A 26,511-nucleotide genomic window follows, 5' to 3' on the forward strand; every position below is an offset into this window, starting at 1 on the left:
ATTCACTAAGTCAATAACTCGCTAATTCACTAATTGAAAAATATGTCATCGAAAACAACTGAATTTAAACATGTAAGCTATTTGTGGGATGAAGCAAAAGCCGCCGAACTGGAAGGCGATGAAGTAGCCCTGCTTATATACCGCTCCAACCTTCTGGGTGCCGATTTGCGCCTTACCAACTATGGAGGTGGTAACACATCGTGCAAGCTTAACAGTAAGGATCCTTTAACCGGCAATGACGTTGAAGTAATGTGGATCAAAGGATCGGGCGGTGATATTGGGACCCTGAAAAAAAGCGGGTTAGCTGCCTTGTACGTTGATCGTTTGCGCAGCCTTAAAAACATCTATCGCGGTGTTGAATTTGAGGATGAAATGGTTGAGTTGTTTAATCATTGCATCTACGATCTTAACTCAAAAGCACCATCTATTGATACCCCGCTTCACGGTTTTCTGCCATTCAAACACATCGATCACCTGCACCCTGATGCTGCTATCGCCATCGCGGCAGCAAAAGACGGTAAAAAAATAACCCAGGAACTTTTTAATGGTACCATTGGTTGGGTTGAATGGAAAAAACCAGGCTTTGAGCTCGGTCTTCAGCTGAAACAATGTTTAGATGAAAATCCTGGTATCCGCGGCATTATGCTGGGCTCACATGGTTTATTTACCTGGGGCGATACTGCTTATGAAAGCTATATGAACACGCTTGAAGTTATTGAGCGTTGTGCCGAATATTTGGAAGAAAACTATGGCAAAAAAGGACCTGTTTTTGGCGGACAAAAAGTTGAAAGTTTGGACGAGGCCGACCGTAAAAAACAAGCTGCTGCACTTGCACCGGTATTACGGGGCTTTTGCTCAAGCTACAGGCACATGGTAGGCCACTTTACCGATGACGCCCGCGTATTAGAATTCATCAACTCCAATGATCTTGACCGTTTGGCACCATTGGGCACCAGCTGCCCTGACCACTTCCTGCGTACTAAGATCAGTCCGCTGGTGCTTGACCTTGCACCGGGTGAAGACCTGAGCGATGTTACTGCATTGAAAGCGCGTTTGGCCCCTGCATTTGAGGCCTACCGCCAAATGTATACCGACTATTACAACACCTGCAAACACGATAACAGTCCGGCTATCAGGGATACCAACCCGGTAATTATACTGTATCCGGGCGTGGGCTTGTTCTCTTTCTCAAAAGATAAACAAACCGCCCGTGTTGCTGCAGAGTTTTATACAAACGCTATCAATGTAATGAAGGGTGCCGAGGCTATCTCTGAATATACTTCGTTGCCACGCCAGGAAGCTTTTGATATTGAGTATTGGTTGCTGGAAGAAGCTAAATTACAGCGTATGCCTAAGCCAAAAGCACTGTCAGGTAAAATCGCCCTGATCACAGGCAGCGCAGGCGGTATAGGTAAAGCTATCGCCAAAAAATTTGTTGACGAGGGCGCTGTGGTTATCTTAAATGATATGAATGCAGAACGTTTGGAAGGTGCCGGCGAAGAGTTCAAAAAACAATATGGCAGGGATTCGTACACAACGGCCGTACTTGACGTAACCAATGCCAGCCAGATAAACGAAGCGCTTGAAGTTGCGGCCTTAGCTTTTGGCGGTGTGGATATCGTGGTGAACAATGCCGGTTTATCTATCTCTAAATCAATTGCCGACCATACCGAGAAAGATTGGGATTTATTGTATGATGTATTGGTTAAAGGCCAGTTCTTCATTACCCAGGCAGCTGTAGCTGTGATGAAAAAACAAGACATCGGCGGCGATATCATTAACATTGTAAGCAAAAACGCCTTGGTTAGCGGACCAAACAATGCGGGCTATGGCTCAGCAAAATCGGCCCAGTTACACCTGAGCAGGTTAAACGCTGCCGAGCTTGGTACTGATAAGATCCGTGTGAACGTAGTTAACCCGGATGCAGTGATCAGCGACAGCAACATTTGGGCCGGCGGATGGGCCGAAGGTCGCGCTAAAGCTTATGGCGTTACTGTTGAAGAACTGCCGGCTTACTATGCCAAACGTACTTTATTGAACGAGGTAATTTTACCTGCCGATATTGCTAACGCATGTTTCGCTTTTACAGGCGGTCTGCTCAACAAATCAACCGGTAACGTGTTAAATGTTGATGGCGGTGTGGCGATGGCGTTTGTGAGGTAGTTTGTAGTTGATGGATCATGGTTCATGGTCTTAGATATTAAAAGAAAGTAAAAAGCATGGGGTAGTGCGATTCCCTCCCTTGGGAGGGTATAGGGAGGGGTTTCTTCGATAAGCTTAATCGTTAAGCAAGACGTATAACCCCCTCCCTGCCACCGCGCAATCCATCTGCACCCCTCCCAAGGGAGGGAATAAAATTCACATAGTAAGTTCAAGCGTGGACGCTTGAACTTACTATATAACCAATACCAATTATGCAGTTAGAAAAATATAAAATTGATGAAGCCAATCATCAGCAGCAGAAAGATCATCAGCGCAGGTTTGATTTTGTTGCCGGTGATGTAAAAAACCTGGATGCTATCCTGCAAAAACTGATTGATTTTAATATTGCCATACCAAGCTGGGCTTTGGGCACCGGCGGTACGCGTTTCGGCAGGTTTTCGGGTGGCGGTGAGCCACGCAGCCTGGAAGAAAAAATTGAAGATGTGGGCCTGATCCATGCGCTTAACCGCAGCAGCAATTCCATATCACTGCACATCCCATGGGATATCCCATCCAACGCTTCGGCTATAAAAGCGCATGCAGCACAATTGGGTTTGCATTTTGACGCTGTAAACTCTAATACTTTTCAGGATCAGCCCAATCAGGAATACAGCTACAAATTTGGCTCATTACACCATGTAGATAAAGCAGTACGCAAACAGGCTGTAGCCCACAATATTGAGGTTATTAAATACGGCGTTGAGCTTGATTCAAAGGCTTTGTCTGTTTGGCTGTCGGACGGATCAAACTTCCCGGGGCAATTGAATATGCGCGGCGCTTTTGAGCGTACTTTGGAAAGCTTACAGGAAATTTATGAAGCCTTACCCGACGACTGGAAAGTTTGGGTGGAGTATAAACCTTACGAGCCAAACTTTTATTCAACCACCATTGGAGATTGGGGCCAATCATACCTGCTGTCATCTAAATTAGGGCAAAAAGCTCAAACACTGGTTGACCTTGGTCACCATTTACAGGGTGCCAATATTGAACAGATAGTTTCATTACTGCTGATGGAAGGCAAGCTGGCCGGTTTCCACTTTAACGATTCAAAATACGGCGACGACGACCTTACCGTTGGCAGCATCAATCCATATCAACTGTTCCTGATATTTAACGAACTGGTTGAAGGTATGGATGCCCGCGGCATGACACATGCAACCTCTATCGGTTGGATGATCGATGCATCGCATAATATAAAAGACCCTATTGAGGATTTAATTCAATCTGTAGAGGCCATTAAGATAGCCTACGCACAAGCACTTTTAGTTGATACCCCAGCATTGGTACAGGCACAACAAGATAATGATGTGGTGCTTGCACAAGAAATTTTGCAGCAAGCTTACCGTACCGACGTTCGCCCGTTATTGGCCGAAGCACGTTTAAGGGCAGGCGGAGCATTGAACCCATTAGCTGTTTACAGGCAACAAAGCATCAGGGAACAGCTAATTGGCGAACGAGGAGCAAAAGCAGTATCAACCGGATTGTAAGCCTATGGAGCCGATACCCGTTATAGCCGTTTTTGATGTGGGTAAAACCAATAAGAAACTGTTCCTGTTTGATGAAAACTACAAGATAGTTTTTGAACGGACAGCCCGTTTTTTGGAAACCCACGATGAGGATGGCGACGCATGTGAAAACCTCGACAGCCTCAGGCTATCGGTGTTTGACAGTCTGCGCGAAATTTTCAAGCATAAGGAGTTCGACCTTAAGGCGGTCAATTTTTCAACATACGGCGCCAGCTTTGTTTATGTTGACGAATACGGCCAACCGCTTACCCCGCTGTATAATTATCTGAAACCATATCCGCCTGAACTGGGCAGGCAGTTTTATGAAAACTATGGCGATGAAGCCAGGTTTGCGCTGGAAACTGCTTCGCCCGTTCTGGGCAATCTTAATTCGGGATTACAACTTTACAGGCTAAAATACGAGCAGCCCGAAGTATTTAAACGGGTAAAGTACGCCCTGCATTTACCGCAATACATGAGCTACCTCATCAGCGGACAAATGGTGAGCGATTTAACCAGCATTGGTTGCCACACTGCTCTTTGGGACTTTGGTAAAAACACCTACCACAACTGGCTCAGCGACGAAGGGATCCTGCCTAAAATGGCGCCTCTTCACCCAGCAGACAGTGTGCTTACTGCCGAGTTTCCGGGCAGCACTTACAAGGTTGGTATCGGGCTGCATGATAGTTCGGCGGCACTTATCCCTTATCTTGTAAGCTTTAATATGCCCTTTGTGCTCATCTCCACAGGTACATGGTCTATCAGCCTAAATCCATTCAACCAAACGCCGCTTACTGCCGATGAGCTCAAGCAAGATTGTCTTAATTATCTGCAATATAAAGGCAGCCCGGTAAAGGCATCGCGCTTGTTTACCGGCTATGAATATGAGCAGCAGGTAAAAAGGATAGCCGCTCATTTTAAGCAAGACGAGATCAGGTACCGTACCATAAACTATGATCCTGCTATAGCAGCACGATTAAATAATCAACCTGCGTTGCAGGCAACTGAAAATAGCGGACAGTTACAGAAATCGGCATTTGAACAACGCGATTTAAACAGTTTTGCCGATGATGTTGAAGCTTATCATCAACTCATGATTGATATTGTTGCCCAGCAAACCATATCCACCAATTATGTTTTAAATGGCTGCAAGGTAAAACGCATTTTCGTTGACGGCGGTTTTAGTAAAAACAGTGTTTTCATGCATTTACTTGCGCTTGCGTTTCCGCATTTGGAAGTGTACGCTGCATCAATGGCGCAAGCCACTGCTGTTGGTACCGCCCTTGCCATTCATCATGCATGGAATACCAAAACATTGCCGCATGATCTGATTGAGCTTAAGTATTATTCGGGAGTGCAGAGCGAGGTTGTATAGCCGTATTTCGGTAAAAACCAATGTCATTTCGACGAACGGCGAGGGGCTAAAGGTTAGGGTGAGGAGAAATCTTCTACACTATACGTAGACGCTTAGCCTGGTGTAGAAGATTTCTCTTTCGCTCCCTCTCTCAGCCCGCCGTTGCTCATCGAAATGACATTTCTTTATAAGCCACTCATTTAAAAATCCGGTTATCAGCCGGATTTTTTTATTTTAGGGCAACCAATTAACCACCCGCTTCATGAAAAGATTATCCATCTTTCTTTTATTGCTCAATTTTGTAGTCGTTGCCGATGCACAACAAACCAAGCGCAAAAAAGCCATCATTGTGCTTACTTATGATGATGGTATCAATTCGCAATTGAACATCGCTATTCCGCAGCTTGATTCGGCACACTTAACAGCAACTTTCTTTTTGATGGGCAACATGACCGAAGCTACTTTGCCCCGCTGGCGCGAAGTTGGTAAAAAGGGCTATGAACTGGCCAACCATACTTTGTATCATCCTTGCCTGCTCACCAATGTAAAAGCCAACCCGGCCAATAATTCGGCTATTTATACACCCTATATGATGCTGCGCGAGATCAATGAAATGAACACCCTGCTTTTTGCTGTAGATGGAAAAACGGGCAGCCGCACCTATGCCTACCCATGTACCGAGGTTGAGGTTGGAGGCGTGAATTATGTTGACACCCTGCGTAAAGCCGGCCTTGCAAAATACGCCCGTATAGGCGGCGGTCCAGATGCTGTGATCACCAATTTTAAAAACCTCGACCCTTTAAAAGTGCCTTCATGGGGCGTGTCAGGCAACCCGGTAACTGGTGAAGCCCTGATAGATTTTGTTAAGAAAGTGCAGCAAAGCGGAGGCCTCGGCATTTTTATGTTTCACGGCGTAGGCGGCGATTACCTGATCACTCCTGCCGATGCACACCGGCAATTACTTAAATACTTAAGTCAACATCGAAACGAGATTGAAGTAACAACCTTTATGAAGGCGATGGACGAAGTTATGGCAGCTAAATAATTACGCTATCAGGTTAACGATGCCTGCAATAACAGCTTCATCTTTAATGATCCGTTCATGACCGCGACCTTCATACACTTTAGTTTCAATCTCGGGATGAGCTGTAAGGACAGCGTTAAGGAAGGGGAAGGGCGCAACTTTATCCTCCGGATCATAGGCTAACCAGTGCCGGGAAATTGAACCTGCGGGATATAAGTTATTGAGGGTAAAACCAGAAGCGTTCATCTCAAATTTCTCCTCAAAGTCTGCAAAAAACTTATCCTGCGCAACCTGGGCTACATCGGCCGCGTTCAGGCTGGCTATAAAATTTTCCTTTAGATTGGTTAGCGGGGCAATACTGATAAACAAAGCAGGTTTAATTCCGGTTTCTTTAATTGCCATAGCGTTAGCCATACCACCCAACGAATGCCCAATAATTACATCCGGCGCACCATAGGTTTTGATCACCGCTTCAGCTGCTTTGGCAAACAGCAGCAGGTTTGACAGCTCACCTTCCGAGCTTCCGTTGCCAGGCGTATCAAAGGCTATTACCTGCACACCATCAATGTTTTTTAAAGCGGCGATAAGTTCTGCAAAATCAGCAGCTTTTGAGCCCCAGCCATGGGTGATCATGATCTTGCGGCTGCCTTCGCCCCAGATAAATCCGTTAAATTTTAAAGCCGATTTGGCAAAGTGAGGATCATCAACTTCAAGCGTAAATTGGTGAGCTTCATCAAGCAATTGCTGTTGCTGCAAACGCACCGGCATTTTAGGCGAATAACAAATGAGCTGCCAGAGTAAGCTGTTCATATCAGGCGCCTCGGCACCTTCAAGGGATTTTACCTGGTTAAATACCGTTTTAAATTTTTTCATAAAGGAGGGCAGAGTGCTTCGCAAGTTAAGTAATAATCTATAAAAATATACCGAAAGGTATTTTATTTACATTGCCGGGACGAAAAAAACTCTTTTATTGTCACCCGGCCTATTCCAGAGGTGATGAGCAGATCAAAATCGACAACAAATAAAAACCATGTCATTGCGTAGTGTGGCAATCTCGTAACCAATGCATCTCCGATCTGAATAGCTACGAGATTGCTTCGTCGTCCCTCCTCGCAATGACATAGTTTTTTACGCTAACATTCCCAGTGATCCCTTATCTTGCCTACTCCTCCCCTTTCAGCACCTTCAGCGAATAAAAACTATCCCGCCAGTAAATGCCACCCCGTGCAACAGTAATAACGGATGCTTTTAAAAAATGCCATGCCAAAAAGAACGCTGAAAATGGGATCATAAATGCATACCACCACTTATTGGGCGGTACTATCACCATATAAATCATATGGAATACCAGCATAATCCCGGCCATGATCCGGATTGTTGTATCGCCAAAAATGAACATCAGCGGCATTGGTAAAGCCACAGTTAAAAGCATATGAATTACATTGAAAATGGCTTGCGGCAGGTTATAATTAGCTATAGAGAATGAGTTTTTCTGAACGCCACGCCCAAGTTCGCCAAGGTTTTTATACCATTCCAGACAAACAGCTCCTTTACCGGCTAAAACATCCTGCCTGAAACCTTCCCGCTTCATGATCCGGCCGAGTTGCAGGTCATCATCCGGACGGAGTTTGATACGCCGGTGAGTGCCAAATTTTTCGTACGCGGTACGTCTAACCAAATTGAAAGCCCCTATACCCGATGATGCTTTTGATTTGGGATTTTTGGCTTCCCATGGCTTCATATCCACCATAAGCATAATGCTGAGGGTTGCAAACACGCTGTTTAAAATGGCAGACCGGGATATGAGTTCTGGTAATATGGTTAAATGATCTAACTGCTGTTTAACTGCGTAGCCGACTGCCTTGTTGATAGCATCGGGATGAAAAACGATATCGGCATCGGCAAAAAGAACCCATTCTTCGGTAGTGCTCAGATACCCCTGGTACAAGGCATTGTTTTTACCCAGCCAGCCGTTGGGTAAAGTATTTATGGTAGTCACCTGAAGTTTTGGATAGCGTAAGCTAAAATCTTTCAGGATATCAGCAGTACGGTCGGTTGAGCGATCATTCACAACAATAACCCGATGGTTGCTATAATCGATATGACAAACGCTTTGCAGGGCTTTTTCAAGATCTTCTTCCTCGTTGCGGACTGGTATAATAATAGCCAGGGGCGGCGGATCATTCATCAGCGGTTGCCGGCTTACCTGCTTAATTTGCTTAAAACCCCAAAGCAGGTAAAGGTTGAGTGCCAGGGTTGTTACAAACAGTATCACACTGTACCAGAATAGTATCATGATAAATAGGTTTGGATAAAGGTGAGTAAAAATCAGGAAATAATAACAGCAAAAAATGGCATATTGCATTACCAATTTCTAACACCTTATGGAAAATATCAGCCGCAAAAAGTTTATTGCTTCGGCCGCACTGGCTGCCGCCGGTTTGCCTTTTGGATTAAGTGCTTTGGCTAATCAGCCGGCATCATACCCCGATAATACTTCCAGCAACCTATCCGCAAATGAAAAAATAAAAGTGAGCATATTTTCCAAACATATGCACTGGCTTAACTATGCTGATATGGCTGTATTAACAGCCCAGTTGGGTTTTGATGGCATTGACCTTACCGTACGGCCAGACGGACACGTATTGCCTGAACGTGTTGCCGATGACTTGCCCAAGGCCGTTGAAGCCATTGAAAAGGCCGGCCTTAGGGTTTACACCATAGTAACAAACATCAAAACTGCTAATGAAAAAGATACGGAACCTATCCTGAAAACCGCATCGGCATTGGGCATAAAATATTACCGCACTGCCTGGTTTAATTACGATAAGGCCCTCAGCGTACCGATGAACATTAAAGCCATCAATAAACAACTGGCCGATCTTGCTAAACTCAACAAAAAACATGGTATGCATGGTGGTTATCAAAACCATTCGGGCGATTTGTTTGGTGCATCGCAATGGGATTTATGGATGAGCCTTGAGGGACTTGACCCGAATTATATTGGTTGCCAGTACGATGTAAGGCATGCCACCACCGAAGGTGCCGACACCTGGCCTGTTACACTCGATCTGCTGAAAGCCTATTCCAAAACTATTAACATAAAAGATTTTTACTGGGAAAAGAAAGGCGACAAGTGGCAGGTAAAAAGTATACCCTTAGGTGAAGGAATGGTTGATTTTAAAAAGTACTTCGGCCTGTTAAAACAATACCATATCAATAGCCCCATGAGCCTGCACTGCGAATATCCCTTAGGCGGTGCAGAAGATGGTACACGCAAGCTTACTATCAGTAAGGAGGAGTTTTCGGCTGCTTTGAAAACAGATTTGACGAAGTTGAGAGGCTGGCTGGCGGAGTATGATCTGTAGATCCTAATTTTTCACTCTTCAGCCCTTTTATTCTTGCTCTCGTTTGCAACCTGCCGTGTACCCACATCTTTTAATTATTATATGATTATGAATTAAAAGAAGATGTCATTTCGACGAACCTGTTGGGGGAACGTGTGGATGTGGTGAGGAGAAATCTTATACATCCAGCTCTAAACTATGCAAAGCGACTTTACAGGGCGTATAAGATTTCTCTTTCGCCCCGGCGCCCAGCCCCCATCTGCTCTTTCGAAATGACATTTTTATTTAAAACTTATGGGTACACGGTAGGTTACAAAACGAGCGATGAACTTGGGCTTGCGTTTATAACACAACTGGTGATACAATCGCCAAACCATATTAAGCGCTCGTTACAAACGAGCGCAAGTTTGCGATTACCGCGCTACGTTCGCAATGACATTTTTTTTATTGCGACAGGCAGGTTAACCGCCAATTTTTCCTTCCCCTAAAACTTGTTTTATAACAAATTTGTTACTATATTTAGTAATAGCATCCCGGCCGTTCAGTCTCTCAACTTTACCTTCGGGCTGCTGATAACCAATTATTAAACTAAAGGAGGGCTTTATGAATCTGGTTCATAAAATTGAACACTGGGGCGATACTCATCATCCTAAAGTATTGGATATTGTGCGCATTGTTCTTGGTATATTTTTGTTGGTAAAGGGCATCACTTTTATGGAAAACACCTCATACCTGCGTGGCATCATTAACGATCAAAATGTCATTGATGTATCGCCTGATATGCTGATGATCCTGGTGTATTATGTGTCATTTGCCCACATGGTTGGTGGCATACTGATAGCCATGGGCATCTTAACTCGTTTGGGCTGTATTATCCAAATCCCGATACTGGTTGGGGCAGTATTCCTGATAGGTATTTTTCAGGAACCGATCAATGCTATGTTATGGCCAACTATCACAGCGCTCGCGTTGCTTATACTCTTTACCATTATAGGTTCCGGCCCATGGTCGTTAGATAAAGTACTATCTTTTAAGGGGTAGCTGAATAGAGATTGGAGATTAGAGGTTGGAGATTAGGTTGTAACTCATTAAAAAAAAATAAAAAAGTCAGGAGCTTCTGGTTATGAGACAGACTCCTGACTTAAAACTTAAGACTGCCGACTTAAAAATCAATATCCTTTAACCGCTTCATCTACATAGCACCATAGCCAACGCTCGCCGGGTTCGGCAGATATAACTACGGGGTGGCCGGTAGCATGGAAATGTTTGGTCATATGTGTATTAGGCGAGCTATCGCAGCAAAGTGTAACGCCACAGGTCTGGCAGGTACGCAGGTGTAGCCATGTTCCGTGATGTTTTACGCATTCTTCGCAAACGTAATCTTTAGGTTCGGTTATGCTATCAACAGCTTCGATGTGGGCACATGTTTCTTCCATAGGTGTATGTAGTGATTAGTGATTTAAACTTCGGCCAGGTATTTGTGTACAAAACTTATCGCCATTGAGCCTTCACCTACGGCAGATGCCACGCGGTTCATAGCCCCGGCACGCACATCGCCCGCTGCAAATATGCCCGGGCAGCTGGTTTCTAACAGGAAGGGGTCGCGTTTAAGCTTCCAAACCTTGCTGAAATTTTCATAGCTGCGTAACTCACGACCGGTTTCAATGAAGTCTTTATTGTTTTTAATGATATCAAGTTTTATCCAGTCGGTATAAGGCTTAGCACCAATAAATATATACAATGCGTTGGCTGTTTTAACTTCAGTTTCTTTGGTTTTGCAATTTTGTATGGTGAGCTTTTCAAGGCAGTTTGTACCTTCGGCCTCAATCACCTCGGTATTTGGCAAAACCTGTATGTTAGGCGTATCAGCAATCTGATTAATCAGGTAAGCCGACATCGTAGCTGTCAAATCATCCCTGCGGATAATGATATGCACATTCTTCGCAAATTTAGATAGGTACATAGCTGCCTGCCCTGCCGAGTTACCCCCGCCAATCACAAACACTTCTTTACCTGTACACGCCGATGCTTCGGTAGTGGCAGCACCATAGTAAATACCGGCGCCGGTATAATTATCAACGCCCTTAACTTCCAGTTTGCGGTAATCAACACCAGTAGTAATTACAACAGTACGGCTGATGATCTCCGGCCCGTCATCCAAAATAATGGTTTTGTAACCGTCTTTTTGCTTGATATCGCTAACAGATTGCGGCGACAAAAACTCGGCGCCCAAACGCATAGCCTGGCTTATCGCACGACGGGTAAGGTCGGCACCGCTTAAGCCTGCCGGGAAACCCAAATAATTTTCAATACGCGAACTGGTACCGGCCTGTCCGCCCGGTGCTTTACGCTCGATCAATAAAGTTTTTAATCCTTCAGATGAACCATATACAGCAGCAGCCAATCCTGCAGGACCGGCGCCAATAATCACCACGTCATAAACGTCAGTAAGCTCGGTAGTGTTCTTGCCCATTTTATCGGCAATATCCCTGATGGTTGGTTTTGTTAAACAGCTGCCATCCTCAAAAATCACCATCGGCAAATCGTCGGTTGTACGGTTGTTGAGGGTTAGCAAATTGGCCGAATCGATATTTTTTTCGATATCAAACCAGCGGTAAGGGATCAGGTTACCGGCTAAAAAATCTTTTATAACGTGCGATTGCGGCGAAAACTGGTAACCTACCAGCTTCATGCCCACAAATTCGGGAATGTAGTGGCTGTGCCAGTCATCAAGCAAGTCATTTATTACCGGGTAAAGCTTTTCCTCTGGTGGGTTCCAGGGCTTCATCAGGTAATAGTCAAGCTGTACATCGTTAATAGCTTTAATGGCGGCATCCGTATCAGAGTACGCTGTAAGCAGCACCCGTTTAGCTTCGGGAAATACTTTTTTTGCCTTCTCCAGAAATTTAACACCTTCCATTTCCGGCATACGCTGGTCGCACAAAAACAAGGCAACCACCTCCGAACTGTTTTTCAGTTCAATAAGGGTTTCATATGCCTCCTTTGCCGATGTTGTGCTTAAGATCTTATATTCCTTACTATACTGCGATTTTAAATCGCGGCTTATTGACCGCAATACCTGCGGATCATCATCTATAGAAAATATTATCGGACGGCTCATAGGGTAAATATGCAGGCAAATTAACTAATATTTTTGGTAAAATCAGTTTTTTGCTAACCATTTATCGGGAAGCAAACTATAAACTCGGTATGCCCGGGTCTTGATTTTACTTTGATGGAGCCACGGTGCTGCTTCACGATACGCTGCACTACTTCAAGCCCCATACCGGTACCTTTGCCCATTTCTTTAGTTGTAAAGAACGGATCGTAGATCTGGCTGATGTTATCTTCGGGTATGCCGGGGCCATCATCAATGATCCTTACCTCAACAAAGTCATTATCTTTTTTTGTGCGGATAGTAAGCGTGCCTCTCTCGTTTATTTCCATGGCATCAAGGGCATTATCAACAAGGTTAGTCCATACCTGGTTAAGTTCGCCAATAAGCGCCTTTACTTCAGGCAGGCTATCATCAAACTCTTCAATAACAGTGATATTTTCTTTCCTGATCTTGTAGCCCAACATGGTAATGGTATTACGGATCCCCACGTGGATATCGGCATATTGCTTGTCCTGCGCACGGTCCATATGGGTAAATGTTTTTACTGAACTTACCAGCTCAGCAATGCGGCGTGCCGATTCCTGGATATCTTCGATCATCTTTTCCCCCATTAGCTTGGCGCTGAGCCAGCCCATGATGATAGATACAGCGTGCTCTGGTATATGTGATTTCAGAGCCTCCAGATTTTCGGTAGTGAAGCTAAAGTCAACAAAACTTTCGGCTATATCATAGGCATCCTCAACACCATTATCTTCCAGCCATTCGGATATTTCGTCTTCAAGCTGCGTACGCTGTTTAAGTGTAAGACGGGTATAGCATTCCTTTTTATTCAGGATCCTGAACAGTTCGTCTGTTAAACCATCAACCTGCTCATCGCTGGCCCTTATAGCAAACATGTTTTTCAGATGGGCTGGCACCATACGCAGATGTTTTCTTAACGACAGCGAATCGCGCACAATAGCCGATGCAGGGTTATTAAGCTCATGCGCTAAACCGGCAGACAGCTTACCCAAAGCCATCATTTTATCATTTTGCTGCTGCATGGCAGTAAAATCACGTACGCGGGTAGTCATGATATGAACCAGCGCCTGTGTAAGTTCAAAATGGTTCTGGATCATTTCCATGATCTCGGCCGTAGGATAACTCAGCAACGTTAATTCGCCAACAGCCTGGGCATAACCTTTGGCTATAAGGCCGCGCGAATACGGCATATAGCCCGTGATGCTGCCTTTTTCAACCAGGGTATAATCACGGCGGGATCCCTGCTGCATCATAAAGAAACGCATGTTGCCTTCCAATATAAAATGAGGACCTGAAAGATCCTGTCCGGGCTCCATCAAATATTCACCATCTTCAAATGTTAAAATTTCGCTTTTATCAATCAGCCACTGCAGCTGATCATCGGGTATATTGGCCAAAGCTTCAAAAGCTTTCAAGTCTGATACGCTTACCTGTAGTTCACTTACCTTTTGCATAATTTAAAAATAGGTAATATTATTCAATGACGTAAAAATGAGGCAAAAAATTGCAATAGGGTGAACCTGACCGCTGATTTTTTTGATTGTGCTGGTTTCGTTGATTCTGCTTGTATTGGGATTAAAAGGATTTGAGGTTTTAATGGATTTTTCTGATTGTGGGATTATCATTTATCATTATTCCCTCCGATTCGTGCCCTCACCAGTCGCCTTGTAATTTGAAGGGAGGATTATGCTAAAGGTGATCGTGAGGACACGATCACGGGGATGGAGCCGGCATTAAATGAAAATCAGAAAAATCCCATAAATCCTGGTTCAATTCCATTTGCTCAGAAACACCCCAAAAGCTTCCTTATACTGATCGCCAACTGTAATGTTCACTTTGCCTATTTGTAAAGCATTGCGGGTAATGGAGTTGATTTTATTAAGCGATACAATGAATGAACGATGTACGCGCATAAAACGTTTGGATGGCAGTTTTTCTTCCAGAGCTTTTAAACTGGTAAGGGAAAGCAATGGTTTCTCTTTATCCTGAAGATAGATCTTCACATAATCTTTCAGGCCTTCAATATACAGGATTTCGTTGAGGGCTATCCGCACCAGTTGGTATTCAATCTTTAAAAACAGGTATTCCTCTTCGGCCGGTTCGGCAGCTACTGCAGTTGCAGGGGTATTGGAGCGGCTTACCAATTCAAAATAACTCAGGGCTTTGTTTGATGCATGCAGAAACTCCTCGTAATTAAAAGGCTTGAGCAGGTAATCGAGTGCATCAACCCGGTAACCTTCTACGGCAAACTGGTTGTAAGCGGTGGTAAAAATAATGCGGGGTTTATTAGCCCCACGACTATCAAGTACCCGGGCCAGTTCCATGCCATTAAGGTTAGGCATCTGGATATCCAGGAAAATAAGATCAACCTTTTGATCCTGTAAACCAACCAACGCTTCAACAGCACTGCTGTAACGCCCAACCAATTTTAAAAAAGGCGTTTGCTCAATAAAAGCACAAACCAGTCCCAGCGCAAGCGGCTCATCATCAACAGCTATACAGTTAATTATCATGACAGGTTAAGGGTTAAATGAACAGTATAAGTATTGGCAGCCGCATCCTCATTGATATCCAGCTTATATTTTCCGGCATAAAGCAAATCGAGCCGGCGAATAGTATTGGTTAAGCCGATACCTTTGTTTTCGCCAATATTTGGATTATGATCTTTATAGATACCATTTTCAACCTTTAATTCCAGCAAATCTTCGTGCTGATCGATTATGATCCGGATTGAGCTCGGCTCCGTAGCGCTGATACCATGCTTAAAAGCATTTTCAACAAATGGTAAAAAAAGCATTGGGGCAACAGTTACATCATTGGTATGTGCAGGCGGGGAAAACGTAACTTTTACTTTTTCGGTAAGGCGAAGTTCCATAAGGCTGATGTAATCCCTGATAAAAGCTATCTCCTGGCTCAATAATGCAGTGCCGTGCTGTGTATCATATAACACATACCTCATCATGCGTGATAGTTGATGTAGTGCTTTGCGCGATGTTTCGGCATTAACATGAGTAAGCGCGTAAATGTTATTGAGCGTATTGAAAAAGAAATGCGGGTTGATCTGTGCTTTCAGGAACGACAGTTCGGAGCTGATCTTGTCCTGCTCCAGGGCCTGGCGCAGGCGGATATCCATCTGCCATTTTTGTATAGCTGTAATACTGGTACTGATACCTAAAACCAGGGCTACTATAATGGTACCAAAAAAATCCCATCCTCCGCGTTCTCTTGGTTTTGGCGGGCGGTGCTGGCGGTGAAAAACAGCATCCATATGTTCATGCATATGCAGGGCTTTATCGGCCCAGCTATTGAGCAGCAAAAAAACAATCACTACCCCTACAACAGCTATAAAGTACATTCCGATACGGTCGTGCAATAAAAATTGCGGAACAAGTAGTTTGCTGTTAAAGTAGTATGCAGCAACAAGAATAAAAAGAGTAATAGCCTGCTTGATCCAAAACTGGTACGGAATTTCCACATTCCAGCTAAGGGGCTGATAGAAAAACAACAGCAAACCAAAAACAATCCATATTAAAATATGGATGAGCACGGTGATGGTGTTACTTTTTGATTTAAGACTCATTGAACGGGTTAACTATAGTGCGCGAAAGATAAATCTACATATATAATTCAGCAATATTACAAATCAGTAAGGCTTTGAGACAACCATAATCGCCCGGGAGGCAAAAATTACCGATGAGCGCTTTGATCTGATCTTTAAAGACTTTCATTAGTGGTTCATAGGTTAACTATCCGCCTTTATAGGTAAAAAGCGGTACCCCATCTATATATAAACAGCGCCTGTCTATTATGTTTTTTACACTAAAATTAATGCTATTGTTTTGTCGCTGTTAATCAGCAAAAAAATGAAAATCCTATACTCCTTAGCAGTAATTATTGCCTTAGCGTTTACAATACCGCTTAACGCAAAAGCCGACCCCGGCCGTACGATTACAGGTATCGTAAAAGACTCTACCGGCTACCTGGTTGCCGGTACCAGCGTAAAAATGCTTACCGGTACCGATAGTACCACCGTTATTACAGGTGCCGATGGTACCTTTACGTTTAACAACGTAAAGGTAAGCCAGTTTAGTTTGATTTTTAGTTCGATAGGTTATCAGCCGCTCAGGCGCAGGTTTGTGCTGGCTAATGATAACAAGCCGGCCAGTTTGCCTCCGGTTATCCTGAAGATAGAAACCACTATGCTGAAAACCGTAGTTATTGCAGATGTGAACCCGGTAAAGCTTAAAGAGGATACCATTGAATTTAATGCCGATGCCTATAAAGTACGTGATAATGCTCCTGTTGAAGATGTAATTAAAAAATTGCCGGGCATGGACGTTGATAAGGACGGTAACATCACCGCCCAGGGTAAAAGCGTTACCAAAGTGCGTGTTAACGGCAAGGATTTTTTTGGCGGCGATGTTAAAACAGCCACTAAAAACCTGCCTGCCGATATCGTGCAGAATATCCAGATCATTGATGACTATGGCGATCAGGCCAATATTACAGGCATAAAAACAGGAGAGCCCGACAAGGTATTGAACATCACCATTAAGCAAAATAAAAATTACGGATACTTTGGCCAGGCCAGTGTTGGCGGCGGACGCGACGCTATTCCCGGTGTATCAAGTGATAAAGAGAGCAACAGGTATGTGGCATCGGCTAATGTATTTAGCTTTAACGGCGACAGGCAACTGGCATTTTTAGGTAACCTGAATAATACCAATACCAACCTGTTCACCTTTGGCGGCGGTGGCCCGAGAGGCGGCGGTCCGGGTGGGCCTCCGGGAGGGAACAGCAATTCATCAAACGGGATCACTACAGCACGTTCATTCGGATTTAATTACCGCGATAGCTGGGGCAAGAAGATTACCGCTTATGGTAGTTACAGTTTTGCCGATAATTCGGTAAACACCATCAGCAGCACTATTCAAAATAACCTTTCGTCAACCAACCCGAGTACCAATACGCAAACCAATAACCAGCAGGACGAAAAGCTGAACCACCGCGTAAACTTCAACATCGAATACAAACCCGATACGGTGAATTATGTAAAAATCACGCCAACATATGCTTACGCCAGTACCAACACCACGTCAGATGCTACCAGTTTGCTGCTCCGAAATTCGGAAATGGTATCAAACTATAGCCTCGCCAACCTCAGTAAATCAACCGAGCCTAATTATGGTGTTAATGTTTTGTTTAACCACAAGCTTAATAGTCATGGCCGTAACTTTAGCGTAAATGTTGGTGCTGGCAGTTATACCATTAACAAATATCAAAACCCGGTTTATACCTATATTGATGGCGCCCGCAATGCCCCCCTTAACCAGTTCATCAATACCAATAGCCGTACCGATAGCGTGGGGACTACCATATCATACATGGAGCCTATCAGCAAAAAAGGCTACCTGGAGCTTAATTATGCTTACCACTACGCCTACACCACTGCCGACAGGGCAACGGATACCCTGGCTGACGACGGAAACATAAACCGATACGATTTGCTGAGCAATAACTATAATTCAACCTTTGTTACCAACCGGTTCGGGCTTAACTATCGCTTTATCGACAAAAAATATAACTATACTTTAGGTGTAGTAGCACAGCCTACGCTGTTAAAAGGATCGTCGATAGTTGATGGTACACCATTTACTACTAATAACAATACGTTTAACTGGGCACCTACTGCCAGGTTCATCTATAACTTTTCGCGCAGTCAATCGCTTAGTTTAAATTATAACGGCAGCAGCAACCAGCCTACTTATACGGAGCTGCAACCTGTTACCGATTTTAGTAATGCATCATACCCGGTACAGGGTAACCCGGATCTGAAGCCGGAGTTCAACAATACCCTGTCATTAAAGTACAATAAGTTCAATTTTGAAAGCGGTAATGTGTTTTTCAGCAACCTGTCGTTCATTAAAACGGACAATAAAATAGTAGCCAATACCATTACTTATCCTAAAACTTATGCACCAAACAGCAAGTTGGCGGGAAGTATCTTAACCCAGTATTTAAATGCCGATGGTTATTATTCGGCACAGGGATTTTATGTATTTGCCAAGCCATGGCAAAAAAGAAAATATAATTTGTTCATGATCGGTAACATTTCGTACAATAACAACGTCTCATATATAAGTAATGTCGACTCTGCTACCTATAACATGACAACCGAGAAGAATATAGCCAAAAATCTGGTGTTATCTCAAGGCGCACGCTTTAGGGTGAGCATTACCGACGTTATTGATGCCGAGGCGAGCACTACTTATAGCGTTAACACTTCAAGCAATTCAATCAAGCAGGCAAACGTTAACAGCAACTTCCAAACCCTTAATCTGGGCCTTAACGGCAAAAGCTACTTCAAAGACTGGACTTTGAGCTATGATTATTCAAAAATGATCTATTACGGCTATACCGGTGCTACCAATCCTAATATTTTGAACACCTACGTTGAGCGCCGCTTTTTGAAAGGCAACGCGGGTACGTTACGTTTTTCGGTAATGGATGTATTTAATGAAAATACCGGGTATACCACTACTCAAAACGGCAGCTACATCACTCAAACCAATAGTAACCGTTTGGGTCGTTACTATCTGTTGACCTTTACACTTAAGCTACAGAAATTTGCCGGTAAAAGGCCAACTATGGAACGTGGCGGACCAGGTGGTCCACCTCCTGGTGGCGGCCCCGGCGGACCGCCACCGTTTTAATGAGTGGCAAGGTTCATAAAATATTAAAAACCTTCCCATCCCTGAGAAAGATGGAGAGTTCAGATCGAAAACATGATGATCTGAGATTTAGTTGATGTTATCTTAAGATAACTGCGGGCGTTCCGGGGTGAGATACGGGACGCCCCTTTTTTATTAATTATACGTTAAGTAGGTTATTCTGGTTGTAGTATTTTAGATTTTTTATATTAATAATGAAGAAGCCTTAAATAAATAATGCGATTATTTTATTTAAATAAATCACAATTTTTAAAATACTAACATGCTTTAATTATTGATTAATGTTATTCTGACGGTGCTTCACCTGTTAAAAATGATAGTTTAAACCACCTTTAATACTACTGATTTTGAACGAATAATTGCTTGTTGAGGTTGATGCTATACCTGTTATGGATGAAGGAAAAGTATAAGACAATGCAATTTCCAGCTTTTTATTCAAAATCAAGCCAGCCTTAACCGGATACGACAACCATCTTTTATCCAATACAAGTACATTTACCAATACCTGCGATGGATCAGCATTATTGGTGGTAGTGTTACCACTGTAGCTGGTTAAATTAACCATAAAACCGGCCCCGACATAAACTTTAACCGCCTTAGTATTGTATATAGAATATAAAACCTGTGGACTAAAACCTATTTCATGTTGTTTAAGCCTGTACGTGGCTTTAGGCTTATCTGGTTGGGCGTAGTATAGATTAACCTCGGTTTTGTAAGAACTTGATGTATACAGAACCTCGGCCCTTAATGCAAATCTGCCTACGGATGCATTCGGGTAAAAGTTGAAGCCGGCGGTTACAAAAGGTCCAACAGATGTTTGATTAGGTATTTTATCATAAAAAGGGCCGTTACCCGAAAAACTATAGGTGGTAGCGTCAGCCCCCGTTCCTGCAAAAAAATCTATTGACGACGATGTTCCATAATTGTTATTATCAACTTCAAGATTATTGATGTTTTGCGAGATCTTTTTTAAATCAGATAGATTGTAACGTGCGTTTTCTATCAGCTGTCTCAATTCGGCCGAACCAGGATTGTATTTTGCGGCCAGGTCATACAATTGAGGTACATACTCGTTTTCGTTATGCGTAGCTGTTCCCATTTCTGGGATAAAGTATTGTCTGAATATTAGCTCAAAAGTTTTGCCAGCTTTATTATCTGCTATAAAATATCGCATTTTAATAGCGTCGTTGTAAGAATAAAGAGAGACATTTGGACCTTTTTGCTGAAGCTTCAGAAACACAATATCCATTTTTTTGCTCGAGTCGCGCCCGGTGGGCAGCTTTGCGATATTGGTTTCATCAGTGCTGATAAAACCACTGTAACGTTGGTAAGCTACTGAGTTGGTTATCTCGAAATAATTAATATCATTAGCTGTATAGTTTTGTGCTTCATGTGCACTTAATGAGGTTTTAAAATTAATATCTGCCGGGTTGGCATCCCATTCTTTTTCATTAATAAAACCCTTAATAATTTGCCCATTAATAGCAATAACATAGCCGGGCCTGAAATTGGTTTGGGCTTTTGAAAAAAATGGAAATAAGATCAATAGTGAAATTAAAAGACACTTAGGTTTCATTGCAAATTGGTTCGGGTTTAATTGGTAGTTGAAAATAATGTTAAAAAAGAACAAATTATACACTTTTCTGAAAAATAAGCTTTTTTTACAGTTTTTAACTACATTTAGCCCATTGTTTGTAAATAAAACTGAATGAAGCCGCTTTTACTTAAAGTTTCTGCCGATCCTGCGCATTCCTTTAGCGTAAGGCATGATATATCACCGGATATCAATAACCGCTGGCATTGCCACCCCGAATTAGAACTGATTTATTTTATCAAAGGTGGCGGAACGCAGTTTATAGGAGATAGCATTAAACAGTTTGAAGACGGCGATATGGTGCTGGTTGGATCAAACCTGCCTCATTACTGGCGCTTTGACGATATGTACTTTAATAATGGCAGCGACCAGGTTCCGGTTGACACGGTTGTGGTGCATTTTTGCGAAAACTTTTGGGGCGATCAGTTTCTTCAGCTCCCCGAAAACAAACTAATAAAGGTACTGCTTGAACGTTCCAAACGTGGCTTGCAAATAACCGGTGAAACAAAAAAGCAGGTAGCCTCTATTTTAGCCGCAATGCTCAATACCGATGGTGCCGAAAGGATCATCATGCTGCTTAAAGCATTGAATACCATAGCAGGCAGCTCACCACTTAATTATCTAACTTCAATTGGCTTCAAATACGATCATAACGAATCGGAAAGCGACAGGCTCAATAATATTTATGAGTACTCGGTACGTAACTTCCGCAAAAAGATCTACCTGGAAGAAATTGCCGATATTGCCGGTGTAAGCGCGAATTCCTTTTGCAGGTACTTTAAATCAAAAACGCGCAAAACCTATTCGCAGTTTGTAATTGAAATAAAAGTGGGCTACGCCTGTAAGCTTCTCATCGAAAATAAGCTCAATATTAAGCAGCTTTGCTACGACAGCGGTTTTAATAACTTTTCCACCTTCCATAAGCATTTTAAACAGGTAACGGGTAAAAGTCCGCTGATGTACCAGAAGGAGTTTACAAAGAAGGGGGTCTGAATCAGAATTTGCAGAATTTTGAAATTGACAGAATTGACTGTTTTAAATTGTTGTGTAACGATATTCTGAAAATTCTTTAATTCTGAAAATTCTGATCCCTATATTGTAAACCTCAACCTTTTACAATATGATACGCAACATCCTGCTTGTTACCTGGCGAAACCTTGTTAAAAATAAAACCTATGCATTTATCAATATTACGGGACTTGCCTTGGGCATGGCGGCATTCATACTGATATTCGCGTACGTAAATTTTGAAAAAAGCTTTGACCGGATGCACCCGGATGCAGCAAACATTTACCGGGTGGAGAGCCAGTTTTACCGTGGCGATAACCTCAGCGACAGCTGGCCTACCAGCACCAATGGTTACGCCACTGCAATGAAAGCCAATTTCCCCGAAATTGAATCATATGCCCGTATCGATTGGCATAATGCCGAGCGGGTTGTTAAATACAATAACATCAAATTCAGGGAAGAACATGTTTGCTTTGCCGACAGCAATTTCTTTAACTTTTTTGCATACCCAATGCTTAAGGGTGATAAACTTACTGCGCTTAATGAAGTTAACTCGATAGTAATTTCCCAATCGGCTGCTAAAAAATATTTTGGCAATGCCGACCCAATGGGCAAGTCCCTGGATATTACTACCCTGAGTGATAGTTACCACTGCATGGTTACAGGTGTGTTTAAGGATCTGCCGGCTAACTCAACCATGCAGTTCAATTTCCTGGTATCATGGGCTACCATACCTAAGTTTGAAAAGGATTTTTGGTACCTGCATGAAAGCTACACATTCGTAAAGCTAAAACCACATGCCAGCCCCGCAACGGTTGAAGCCAAATTTCCGGCACTGGCCGAGCGTTATAAAACCGGTCTTTCTTTAAAGGATCTTAAATGGACAATTAAACTTGTGCCGTTTACACAAATCCATTTAAACCCGGCCAAACCCAATGAAATCGAAGTAAAAGGCAACCGTTTCGCTGTAGATTTTCTGAGCATTATAGCTTATATCATTTTGCTTATAGCCTGCATTAATTACATCAACCTGGCTACCGCCAAATCTGTTGATAGGGCGCGGGAGGTAGGAATCCGCAAGGTGAGTGGAGCGCATGCCCCTCAACTCATTATGCAGTTCCTTACCGAGTCCGTAATTATCAACATGGCGGCTTTGGCAGTTGCATTGATATTGGTATTGGCAGGTCGTTATGGCGTCATGAACTATTTATACGGGGAAGGTTCGTACGGTTTATTGTTTGATGGCGCTTTGTATTTGAAGCTGGCGGCTGTATTTGTTGGTAGTATCCTGCTTTCGGGCATTTACCCGGCAACTGTGCTTGCCCGTATGAAACCGATAGCCGTGCTAAAGGGGCGGTTTTCGTTTTCAAAAAACGGTGTATTATTACGCCGCGGAATGGTAGCCTTCCAGTTTATGGCTTCGGTATTGCTCATTGCAGGCACTTTTGCAGTGTACAGGCAAATAGTTTACATGAACAGCCAAAACACCGGGGTTAATATCAACCAAACCATTGTGGTAAAAATGCCTGTAAATACGCCAAATTACAATCAAAAAACGGCCAGCTTTAAAACTACCTTACAGGCAATTGCCGGAGTTAACGCTGTTACGCTTTCTGGTGCTGTACCGGGTAAGGAAGTGGGCAAATTTTTGGCCGACAGGCGTTTTGGCGCACCTAAATCAGAAGAACGTACTTACGAAATGTTGCGTGCCGATCATGATTTTATTAAAACATATGGCTTACAGGTAATAGCAGGCAGGGCCTTTGATAAAAACCGCCCGACTGATTCTGTTGGTTTAGTGATGAACGAAGCTGCCGTAAAACAACTCGGTTTTGAATCGCCGCAGGATGCCATAGGCAAAAAGGTATGGATTGAAACGTTGGATAAAGAGCCCAACGAGGTTATCGGCGTAGTAAAGGATTACCATCAGCAATCGCTTCAAAAAAACTATACCCCGGTTATCCTGTTCATGGACCCCAAACTGCCGTGGATCCCTGCTGATTACATTTCGATAAAAGTAAATGGAGGCAATATGCGCCAGATGGTTGATAACATCAAAGTAACCTGGAATAATACCTTTCCCGAATCATCCTTCGATTTCTTTTTTCTTGACGATTTTTACAACCGCCAGTACGCCCAGGATACCCAGTTTGGCCACGTATTTACGTTGTTTGCTTCGCTGGCTATATTTATTGCCTGCATTGGTCTGTTCGGTTTAACAGCTTATTCGGCTGCCCGCCGCACCAAAGAGATTGGCGTACGTAAAGTGCTTGGCGCATCGGTACAAAATATCATCTCCCTGCTTACCTGGGATGTGGTAAAGCTCATTTTTATATCAAGTCTTGTTGCTATTCCGCTGGCGTATATGTTCATTAACCAATGGCTTAACCGCTATGCCTTTAGGGTGCAGCTAACCTGGTGGCAGTTTGTTGTGCCGGTTTTCGCGCTGGTGGCAATTGCAGTAGCGACTACGTTTTATTTAACCTTCAGGGCTGCGCTGGCTAACCCGACGAGTTCGTTGAGGAATGATGGATAATGAACCCTGATTTTTAGGATTAGAGGATTGTTGGGATTTGTGTCTGAACTCGAATTTATTGAATTAAAGAATTTATTGAATTTGCTTAGCATTCTGTTAATTCCCTAATTCAATAAATTCGAGTTCAGACAAAGCTCCGGTAAAATCCGGTTCAGACGATCAATCCTCCCAAATCCCGGTTCAGACGATATCGCGGTAATCTCAAAATCCTAAAAATCAAGGTTCAGAAAAAATCAACGTCATCAGCGTAATCAAAAATTCATCAGCGGTCTATGCCAAAATAGTTGAACGTTTTGTTTGATTTCCGATAATTATTTAGCCCCAAACCTTATTTCTTTGTATTACCGATATAAACTTTTTTGAGAGCTATTCTATGAGCCAACGATACTGTTTAACCCTCGATCTGAAAGACGACGCGGCACTCATTGCCGAGTATGAAAAACATCACGAAGCCATCTGGCCCGAAATTCATGACAGCATTATTGCCAAGGGAATCACCAATATGGCGATCTACCGTTTTGATACCCGCATGTTTATGATCATGGAGGTTGATGATACTTTCAGCTTTGAAAAATCGGCAGCAATGGACGCGGCAAATCCCAAGGTGCAGGAGTGGGAAGATTTGATGTGGGGCTACCAGTCGCCGGTAAAAAATGCGCCAGTGGGTGCCAAATGGGTTTTAATGGATAAAGTTTTCTCATTATAAAATAGAATAGCAATGCTAAAAAAACTACAATTACTGCTGATGTTTGTATTGCTGATGGCCCCATCGGTATTTGCACAAAAAATGATAGGCACCGAAACCGATGCCCAAAAAGAAAAACGCATGCAATGGTGGAAGGACGACCGCTTTGGGATGTTCATTCACTGGGGCTTATACTCTCAGGCTGCGAGGCATGAATGGGTAAAACACAACGAAAAAATTGATAATGCCGGTTATCAGAAATATTTTGATCAGTTTAACCCCGATCTTTTCGATCCGCAAAAATGGGCTAAGCAAGCCAAAGCAGCCGGTATGAAATATGCCGTGCTAACCACCAAGCACCACGAAGGTTTTTGCCTGTTCGATTCAAAATTTACCGACTATAAAGCACCAAACACCAAAGCCAAACGCGACCTGGTACGCGAGTACGTGAACGCTTTCCGCGCTCAGGGTTTAAAAGTGGGCTTTTATTATTCGCTGTTAGACTGGCACCACCCACAATATACTATTGATGAGATCCATCCGCAATCACCTGCCGATAAAAGTGACGCATCATACGCTAAGCTGAACAAAGGACGTGATATGGCAAAATACCGTCAATACATGCGCGATCAGATCACCGAGCTGTTAACCAAATATGGTAAAATTGATATCCTGTGGCTTGATTTCTCATTCCCCCGTAAAGATGGGCACGGTAAAGGTAAAGACGAGTGGGGATCAGTTGAGTTGCTTAAACTGATTAGAAAATTACAGCCCGGTATTATTGTAGATAACCGCCTGAACCTGGAAGAATATAAAGATGGTGCCGATTTTGAAACCCCTGAACAGGTAAGTACTGCGGAACTGGCTAAATACCGCGGCAAAACCTGGGAAACCTGCCAAACTTTTTCAGGTTCATGGGGATACTATCGCGACGAAAACACCTGGAAAACCCATCGTCAACTGCTCGACCTGTTAATTACTTCAGTGAGTAATGGCGGCAACCTGATCCTGAACGTTGGCCCTACTGCACGTGGTGAGTTTGATTATCGTGCTACCCGCGCTTTGGATAGCCTTGCTTACTGGATGCATGCCAACAGCAAATCGGTATACAACTGTACTTTTGCTCCCGACAGCTATAAAATACCCGAAGGAACCAAACTTACTTATAACAAAGCTGCGGGTAAACTGTATATACATTTGTTCAGCTATCCGCAAGGCAAACTGATACTGCCGGGTTATAAAGGGAAGATCAAATACGCTCAATTTTTGAACGATAGTTCAGAGCTTTTATATAAAGATGGAAGCGGTGACGACCTGGAATTAACACTGCCTGCGCAAAAACCGCCGTATGAAATACCGGTAATTGAACTTACGCTTCAGCAATAA

General features: G+C 43.3%; 19 protein-coding genes. 11 read left to right on the plus strand and 8 right to left on the minus strand.

Annotated features, from left to right (window positions below):
• The first annotated feature begins 42 nt into the window (after nt 1–42).
• From ACEN9X_RS03800 to ACEN9X_RS03815, 4 genes are all read left to right on the plus strand, one after another.
• A complete protein-coding gene (locus ACEN9X_RS03800) occupies nt 43–2,163 on the plus strand; it encodes a bifunctional aldolase/short-chain dehydrogenase (protein ID WP_413669152.1) in 2,121 nt (706 codons plus the stop codon).
• A gap of 251 nt (nt 2,164–2,414) precedes the next feature.
• Nucleotides 2,415–3,689: a sugar isomerase gene (locus ACEN9X_RS03805; RefSeq protein ID WP_413669153.1), complete on the plus strand. Its 1,275-nt coding sequence runs from the start codon at nt 2,415–2,417 to the stop codon at nt 3,687–3,689.
• A 4-nt stretch (nt 3,690–3,693) separates the two neighbouring features.
• A complete protein-coding gene (locus ACEN9X_RS03810) occupies nt 3,694–5,082 on the plus strand; it encodes an FGGY-family carbohydrate kinase (protein ID WP_413669154.1) in 1,389 nt (462 codons plus the stop codon).
• A 241-nt stretch (nt 5,083–5,323) separates the two neighbouring features.
• Entirely contained in the window at nt 5,324–6,106 is a 783-nt protein-coding gene (locus ACEN9X_RS03815; protein WP_413669155.1) for a polysaccharide deacetylase family protein, read from the plus strand.
• Here ACEN9X_RS03815 and ACEN9X_RS03820 read toward each other — a convergent pair whose 3' ends face one another.
• On the minus strand, nt 6,107–6,958 hold the full coding sequence (locus ACEN9X_RS03820) for an alpha/beta fold hydrolase (protein ID WP_413669156.1): 852 nt from the start codon (nt 6,956–6,958) through the stop codon (nt 6,107–6,109).
• A gap of 289 nt (nt 6,959–7,247) precedes the next feature.
• A complete protein-coding gene (locus ACEN9X_RS03825; RefSeq protein WP_413669157.1) occupies nt 7,248–8,381 on the minus strand; it encodes a glycosyltransferase in 1,134 nt (377 codons plus the stop codon).
• Between the two features lie 88 nt (nt 8,382–8,469).
• On the opposite strand from ACEN9X_RS03825, the gene ACEN9X_RS03830 reads away from it, so the two are divergent.
• Complete coding sequence (locus ACEN9X_RS03830) at nt 8,470–9,453, plus strand: sugar phosphate isomerase/epimerase family protein (RefSeq protein ID WP_413669158.1); 984 nt, start codon at nt 8,470–8,472, stop codon at nt 9,451–9,453.
• A 582-nt stretch (nt 9,454–10,035) separates the two neighbouring features.
• Nucleotides 10,036–10,473 carry a DoxX family protein gene (locus ACEN9X_RS03835; RefSeq protein ID WP_413669159.1) on the plus strand — a complete coding sequence of 146 codons (438 nt, stop codon included), beginning with the start codon at nt 10,036–10,038 and terminating at the stop codon, nt 10,471–10,473.
• 128 nt (nt 10,474–10,601) lie between these two features.
• On the opposite strand, the gene ACEN9X_RS03840 is transcribed toward ACEN9X_RS03835, so the two are convergent.
• The 5 genes from ACEN9X_RS03840 to ACEN9X_RS03860 all read right to left on the minus strand — a co-directional run bounded on the left by ACEN9X_RS03840 (nt 10,602) and on the right by ACEN9X_RS03860 (nt 16,151).
• Complete coding sequence (locus ACEN9X_RS03840) at nt 10,602–10,868, minus strand: UBP-type zinc finger domain-containing protein (protein WP_413669160.1); 267 nt, start codon at nt 10,866–10,868, stop codon at nt 10,602–10,604.
• 23 nt (nt 10,869–10,891) lie between these two features.
• The gene (locus ACEN9X_RS03845) at nt 10,892–12,553 is read right to left on the minus strand and encodes an FAD-dependent oxidoreductase (RefSeq protein ID WP_413669161.1); all 1,662 of its coding nucleotides are present in this window, start codon (nt 12,551–12,553) and stop codon (nt 10,892–10,894) included.
• Nucleotides 12,554–12,606: 53 nt separating this feature from the next.
• Nucleotides 12,607–14,025 (minus strand): ATP-binding protein, encoded by a 1,419-nt coding sequence (locus tag ACEN9X_RS03850; RefSeq protein ID WP_413669162.1) that lies wholly within the window; start codon nt 14,023–14,025, stop codon nt 12,607–12,609.
• 315 nt (nt 14,026–14,340) lie between these two features.
• Nucleotides 14,341–15,084: a LytR/AlgR family response regulator transcription factor gene (locus ACEN9X_RS03855; protein WP_413669163.1), complete on the minus strand. Its 744-nt coding sequence runs from the start codon at nt 15,082–15,084 to the stop codon at nt 14,341–14,343.
• Entirely contained in the window at nt 15,081–16,151 is a 1,071-nt protein-coding gene (locus ACEN9X_RS03860; RefSeq protein ID WP_413669164.1) for a sensor histidine kinase, read from the minus strand. Before ACEN9X_RS03860 ends, ACEN9X_RS03855 begins: the two co-directional genes overlap by 4 nt.
• A gap of 283 nt (nt 16,152–16,434) precedes the next feature.
• Between ACEN9X_RS03860 and ACEN9X_RS03865 the strand changes: the two genes are divergently transcribed.
• A complete protein-coding gene (locus ACEN9X_RS03865; protein WP_413669165.1) occupies nt 16,435–19,284 on the plus strand; it encodes a TonB-dependent receptor in 2,850 nt (949 codons plus the stop codon).
• A 325-nt stretch (nt 19,285–19,609) separates the two neighbouring features.
• On the opposite strand, the gene ACEN9X_RS03870 is transcribed toward ACEN9X_RS03865, so the two are convergent.
• Nucleotides 19,610–20,878 (minus strand): hypothetical protein, encoded by a 1,269-nt coding sequence (locus ACEN9X_RS03870; RefSeq protein ID WP_413669166.1) that lies wholly within the window; start codon nt 20,876–20,878, stop codon nt 19,610–19,612.
• A 132-nt stretch (nt 20,879–21,010) separates the two neighbouring features.
• Here ACEN9X_RS03870 and ACEN9X_RS03875 point away from each other — a divergent pair, with 132 nt between their 5' ends.
• From ACEN9X_RS03875 to ACEN9X_RS03890, 4 genes are all read left to right on the plus strand, one after another.
• Complete coding sequence (locus ACEN9X_RS03875; protein WP_413669167.1) at nt 21,011–21,889, plus strand: AraC family transcriptional regulator; 879 nt, start codon at nt 21,011–21,013, stop codon at nt 21,887–21,889.
• A gap of 127 nt (nt 21,890–22,016) precedes the next feature.
• The gene (locus tag ACEN9X_RS03880) at nt 22,017–24,440 is read left to right on the plus strand and encodes an ABC transporter permease (protein ID WP_413669168.1); all 2,424 of its coding nucleotides are present in this window, start codon (nt 22,017–22,019) and stop codon (nt 24,438–24,440) included.
• 373 nt (nt 24,441–24,813) lie between these two features.
• Nucleotides 24,814–25,146, plus strand: coding sequence for an L-rhamnose mutarotase (locus ACEN9X_RS03885; protein WP_091222812.1), 333 nt, complete (start codon nt 24,814–24,816; stop codon nt 25,144–25,146).
• Between the two features lie 12 nt (nt 25,147–25,158).
• Nucleotides 25,159–26,511: an alpha-L-fucosidase gene (locus tag ACEN9X_RS03890; RefSeq protein WP_413669169.1), complete on the plus strand. Its 1,353-nt coding sequence runs from the start codon at nt 25,159–25,161 to the stop codon at nt 26,509–26,511.

The organism is Mucilaginibacter sp. Mucisp86 (genome assembly GCF_047324315.1).
Lineage (GTDB): Bacteria > Bacteroidota > Bacteroidia > Sphingobacteriales > Sphingobacteriaceae > Mucilaginibacter.

Coding starts and splice junctions, on each gene's coding strand:
- ACEN9X_RS03875 (WP_413669167.1), top strand. CDS start 21,011: ATGAAGCCGCTTTTACTTAAAGTTTCTGCCGATCCTGCGCATTCCTTT.
- ACEN9X_RS03825 (WP_413669157.1), bottom strand. CDS start 8,381: ATGATACTATTCTGGTACAGTGTGATACTGTTTGTAACAACCCTGGCA.
- ACEN9X_RS03855 (WP_413669163.1), bottom strand. CDS start 15,084: ATGATAATTAACTGTATAGCTGTTGATGATGAGCCGCTTGCGCTGGGA.
- ACEN9X_RS03830 (WP_413669158.1), top strand. CDS start 8,470: ATGGAAAATATCAGCCGCAAAAAGTTTATTGCTTCGGCCGCACTGGCT.
- ACEN9X_RS03890 (WP_413669169.1), top strand. CDS start 25,159: ATGCTAAAAAAACTACAATTACTGCTGATGTTTGTATTGCTGATGGCC.
- ACEN9X_RS03800 (WP_413669152.1), top strand. CDS start 43: ATGTCATCGAAAACAACTGAATTTAAACATGTAAGCTATTTGTGGGAT.
- ACEN9X_RS03870 (WP_413669166.1), bottom strand. CDS start 20,878: ATGAAACCTAAGTGTCTTTTAATTTCACTATTGATCTTATTTCCATTT.
- ACEN9X_RS03845 (WP_413669161.1), bottom strand. CDS start 12,553: ATGAGCCGTCCGATAATATTTTCTATAGATGATGATCCGCAGGTATTG.
- ACEN9X_RS03850 (WP_413669162.1), bottom strand. CDS start 14,025: ATGCAAAAGGTAAGTGAACTACAGGTAAGCGTATCAGACTTGAAAGCT.
- ACEN9X_RS03810 (WP_413669154.1), top strand. CDS start 3,694: ATGGAGCCGATACCCGTTATAGCCGTTTTTGATGTGGGTAAAACCAAT.
- ACEN9X_RS03865 (WP_413669165.1), top strand. CDS start 16,435: ATGAAAATCCTATACTCCTTAGCAGTAATTATTGCCTTAGCGTTTACA.
- ACEN9X_RS03860 (WP_413669164.1), bottom strand. CDS start 16,151: ATGAGTCTTAAATCAAAAAGTAACACCATCACCGTGCTCATCCATATT.
- ACEN9X_RS03820 (WP_413669156.1), bottom strand. CDS start 6,958: ATGAAAAAATTTAAAACGGTATTTAACCAGGTAAAATCCCTTGAAGGT.
- ACEN9X_RS03805 (WP_413669153.1), top strand. CDS start 2,415: ATGCAGTTAGAAAAATATAAAATTGATGAAGCCAATCATCAGCAGCAG.
- ACEN9X_RS03885 (WP_091222812.1), top strand. CDS start 24,814: ATGAGCCAACGATACTGTTTAACCCTCGATCTGAAAGACGACGCGGCA.
- ACEN9X_RS03815 (WP_413669155.1), top strand. CDS start 5,324: ATGAAAAGATTATCCATCTTTCTTTTATTGCTCAATTTTGTAGTCGTT.
- ACEN9X_RS03880 (WP_413669168.1), top strand. CDS start 22,017: ATGATACGCAACATCCTGCTTGTTACCTGGCGAAACCTTGTTAAAAAT.
- ACEN9X_RS03835 (WP_413669159.1), top strand. CDS start 10,036: ATGAATCTGGTTCATAAAATTGAACACTGGGGCGATACTCATCATCCT.
- ACEN9X_RS03840 (WP_413669160.1), bottom strand. CDS start 10,868: ATGGAAGAAACATGTGCCCACATCGAAGCTGTTGATAGCATAACCGAA.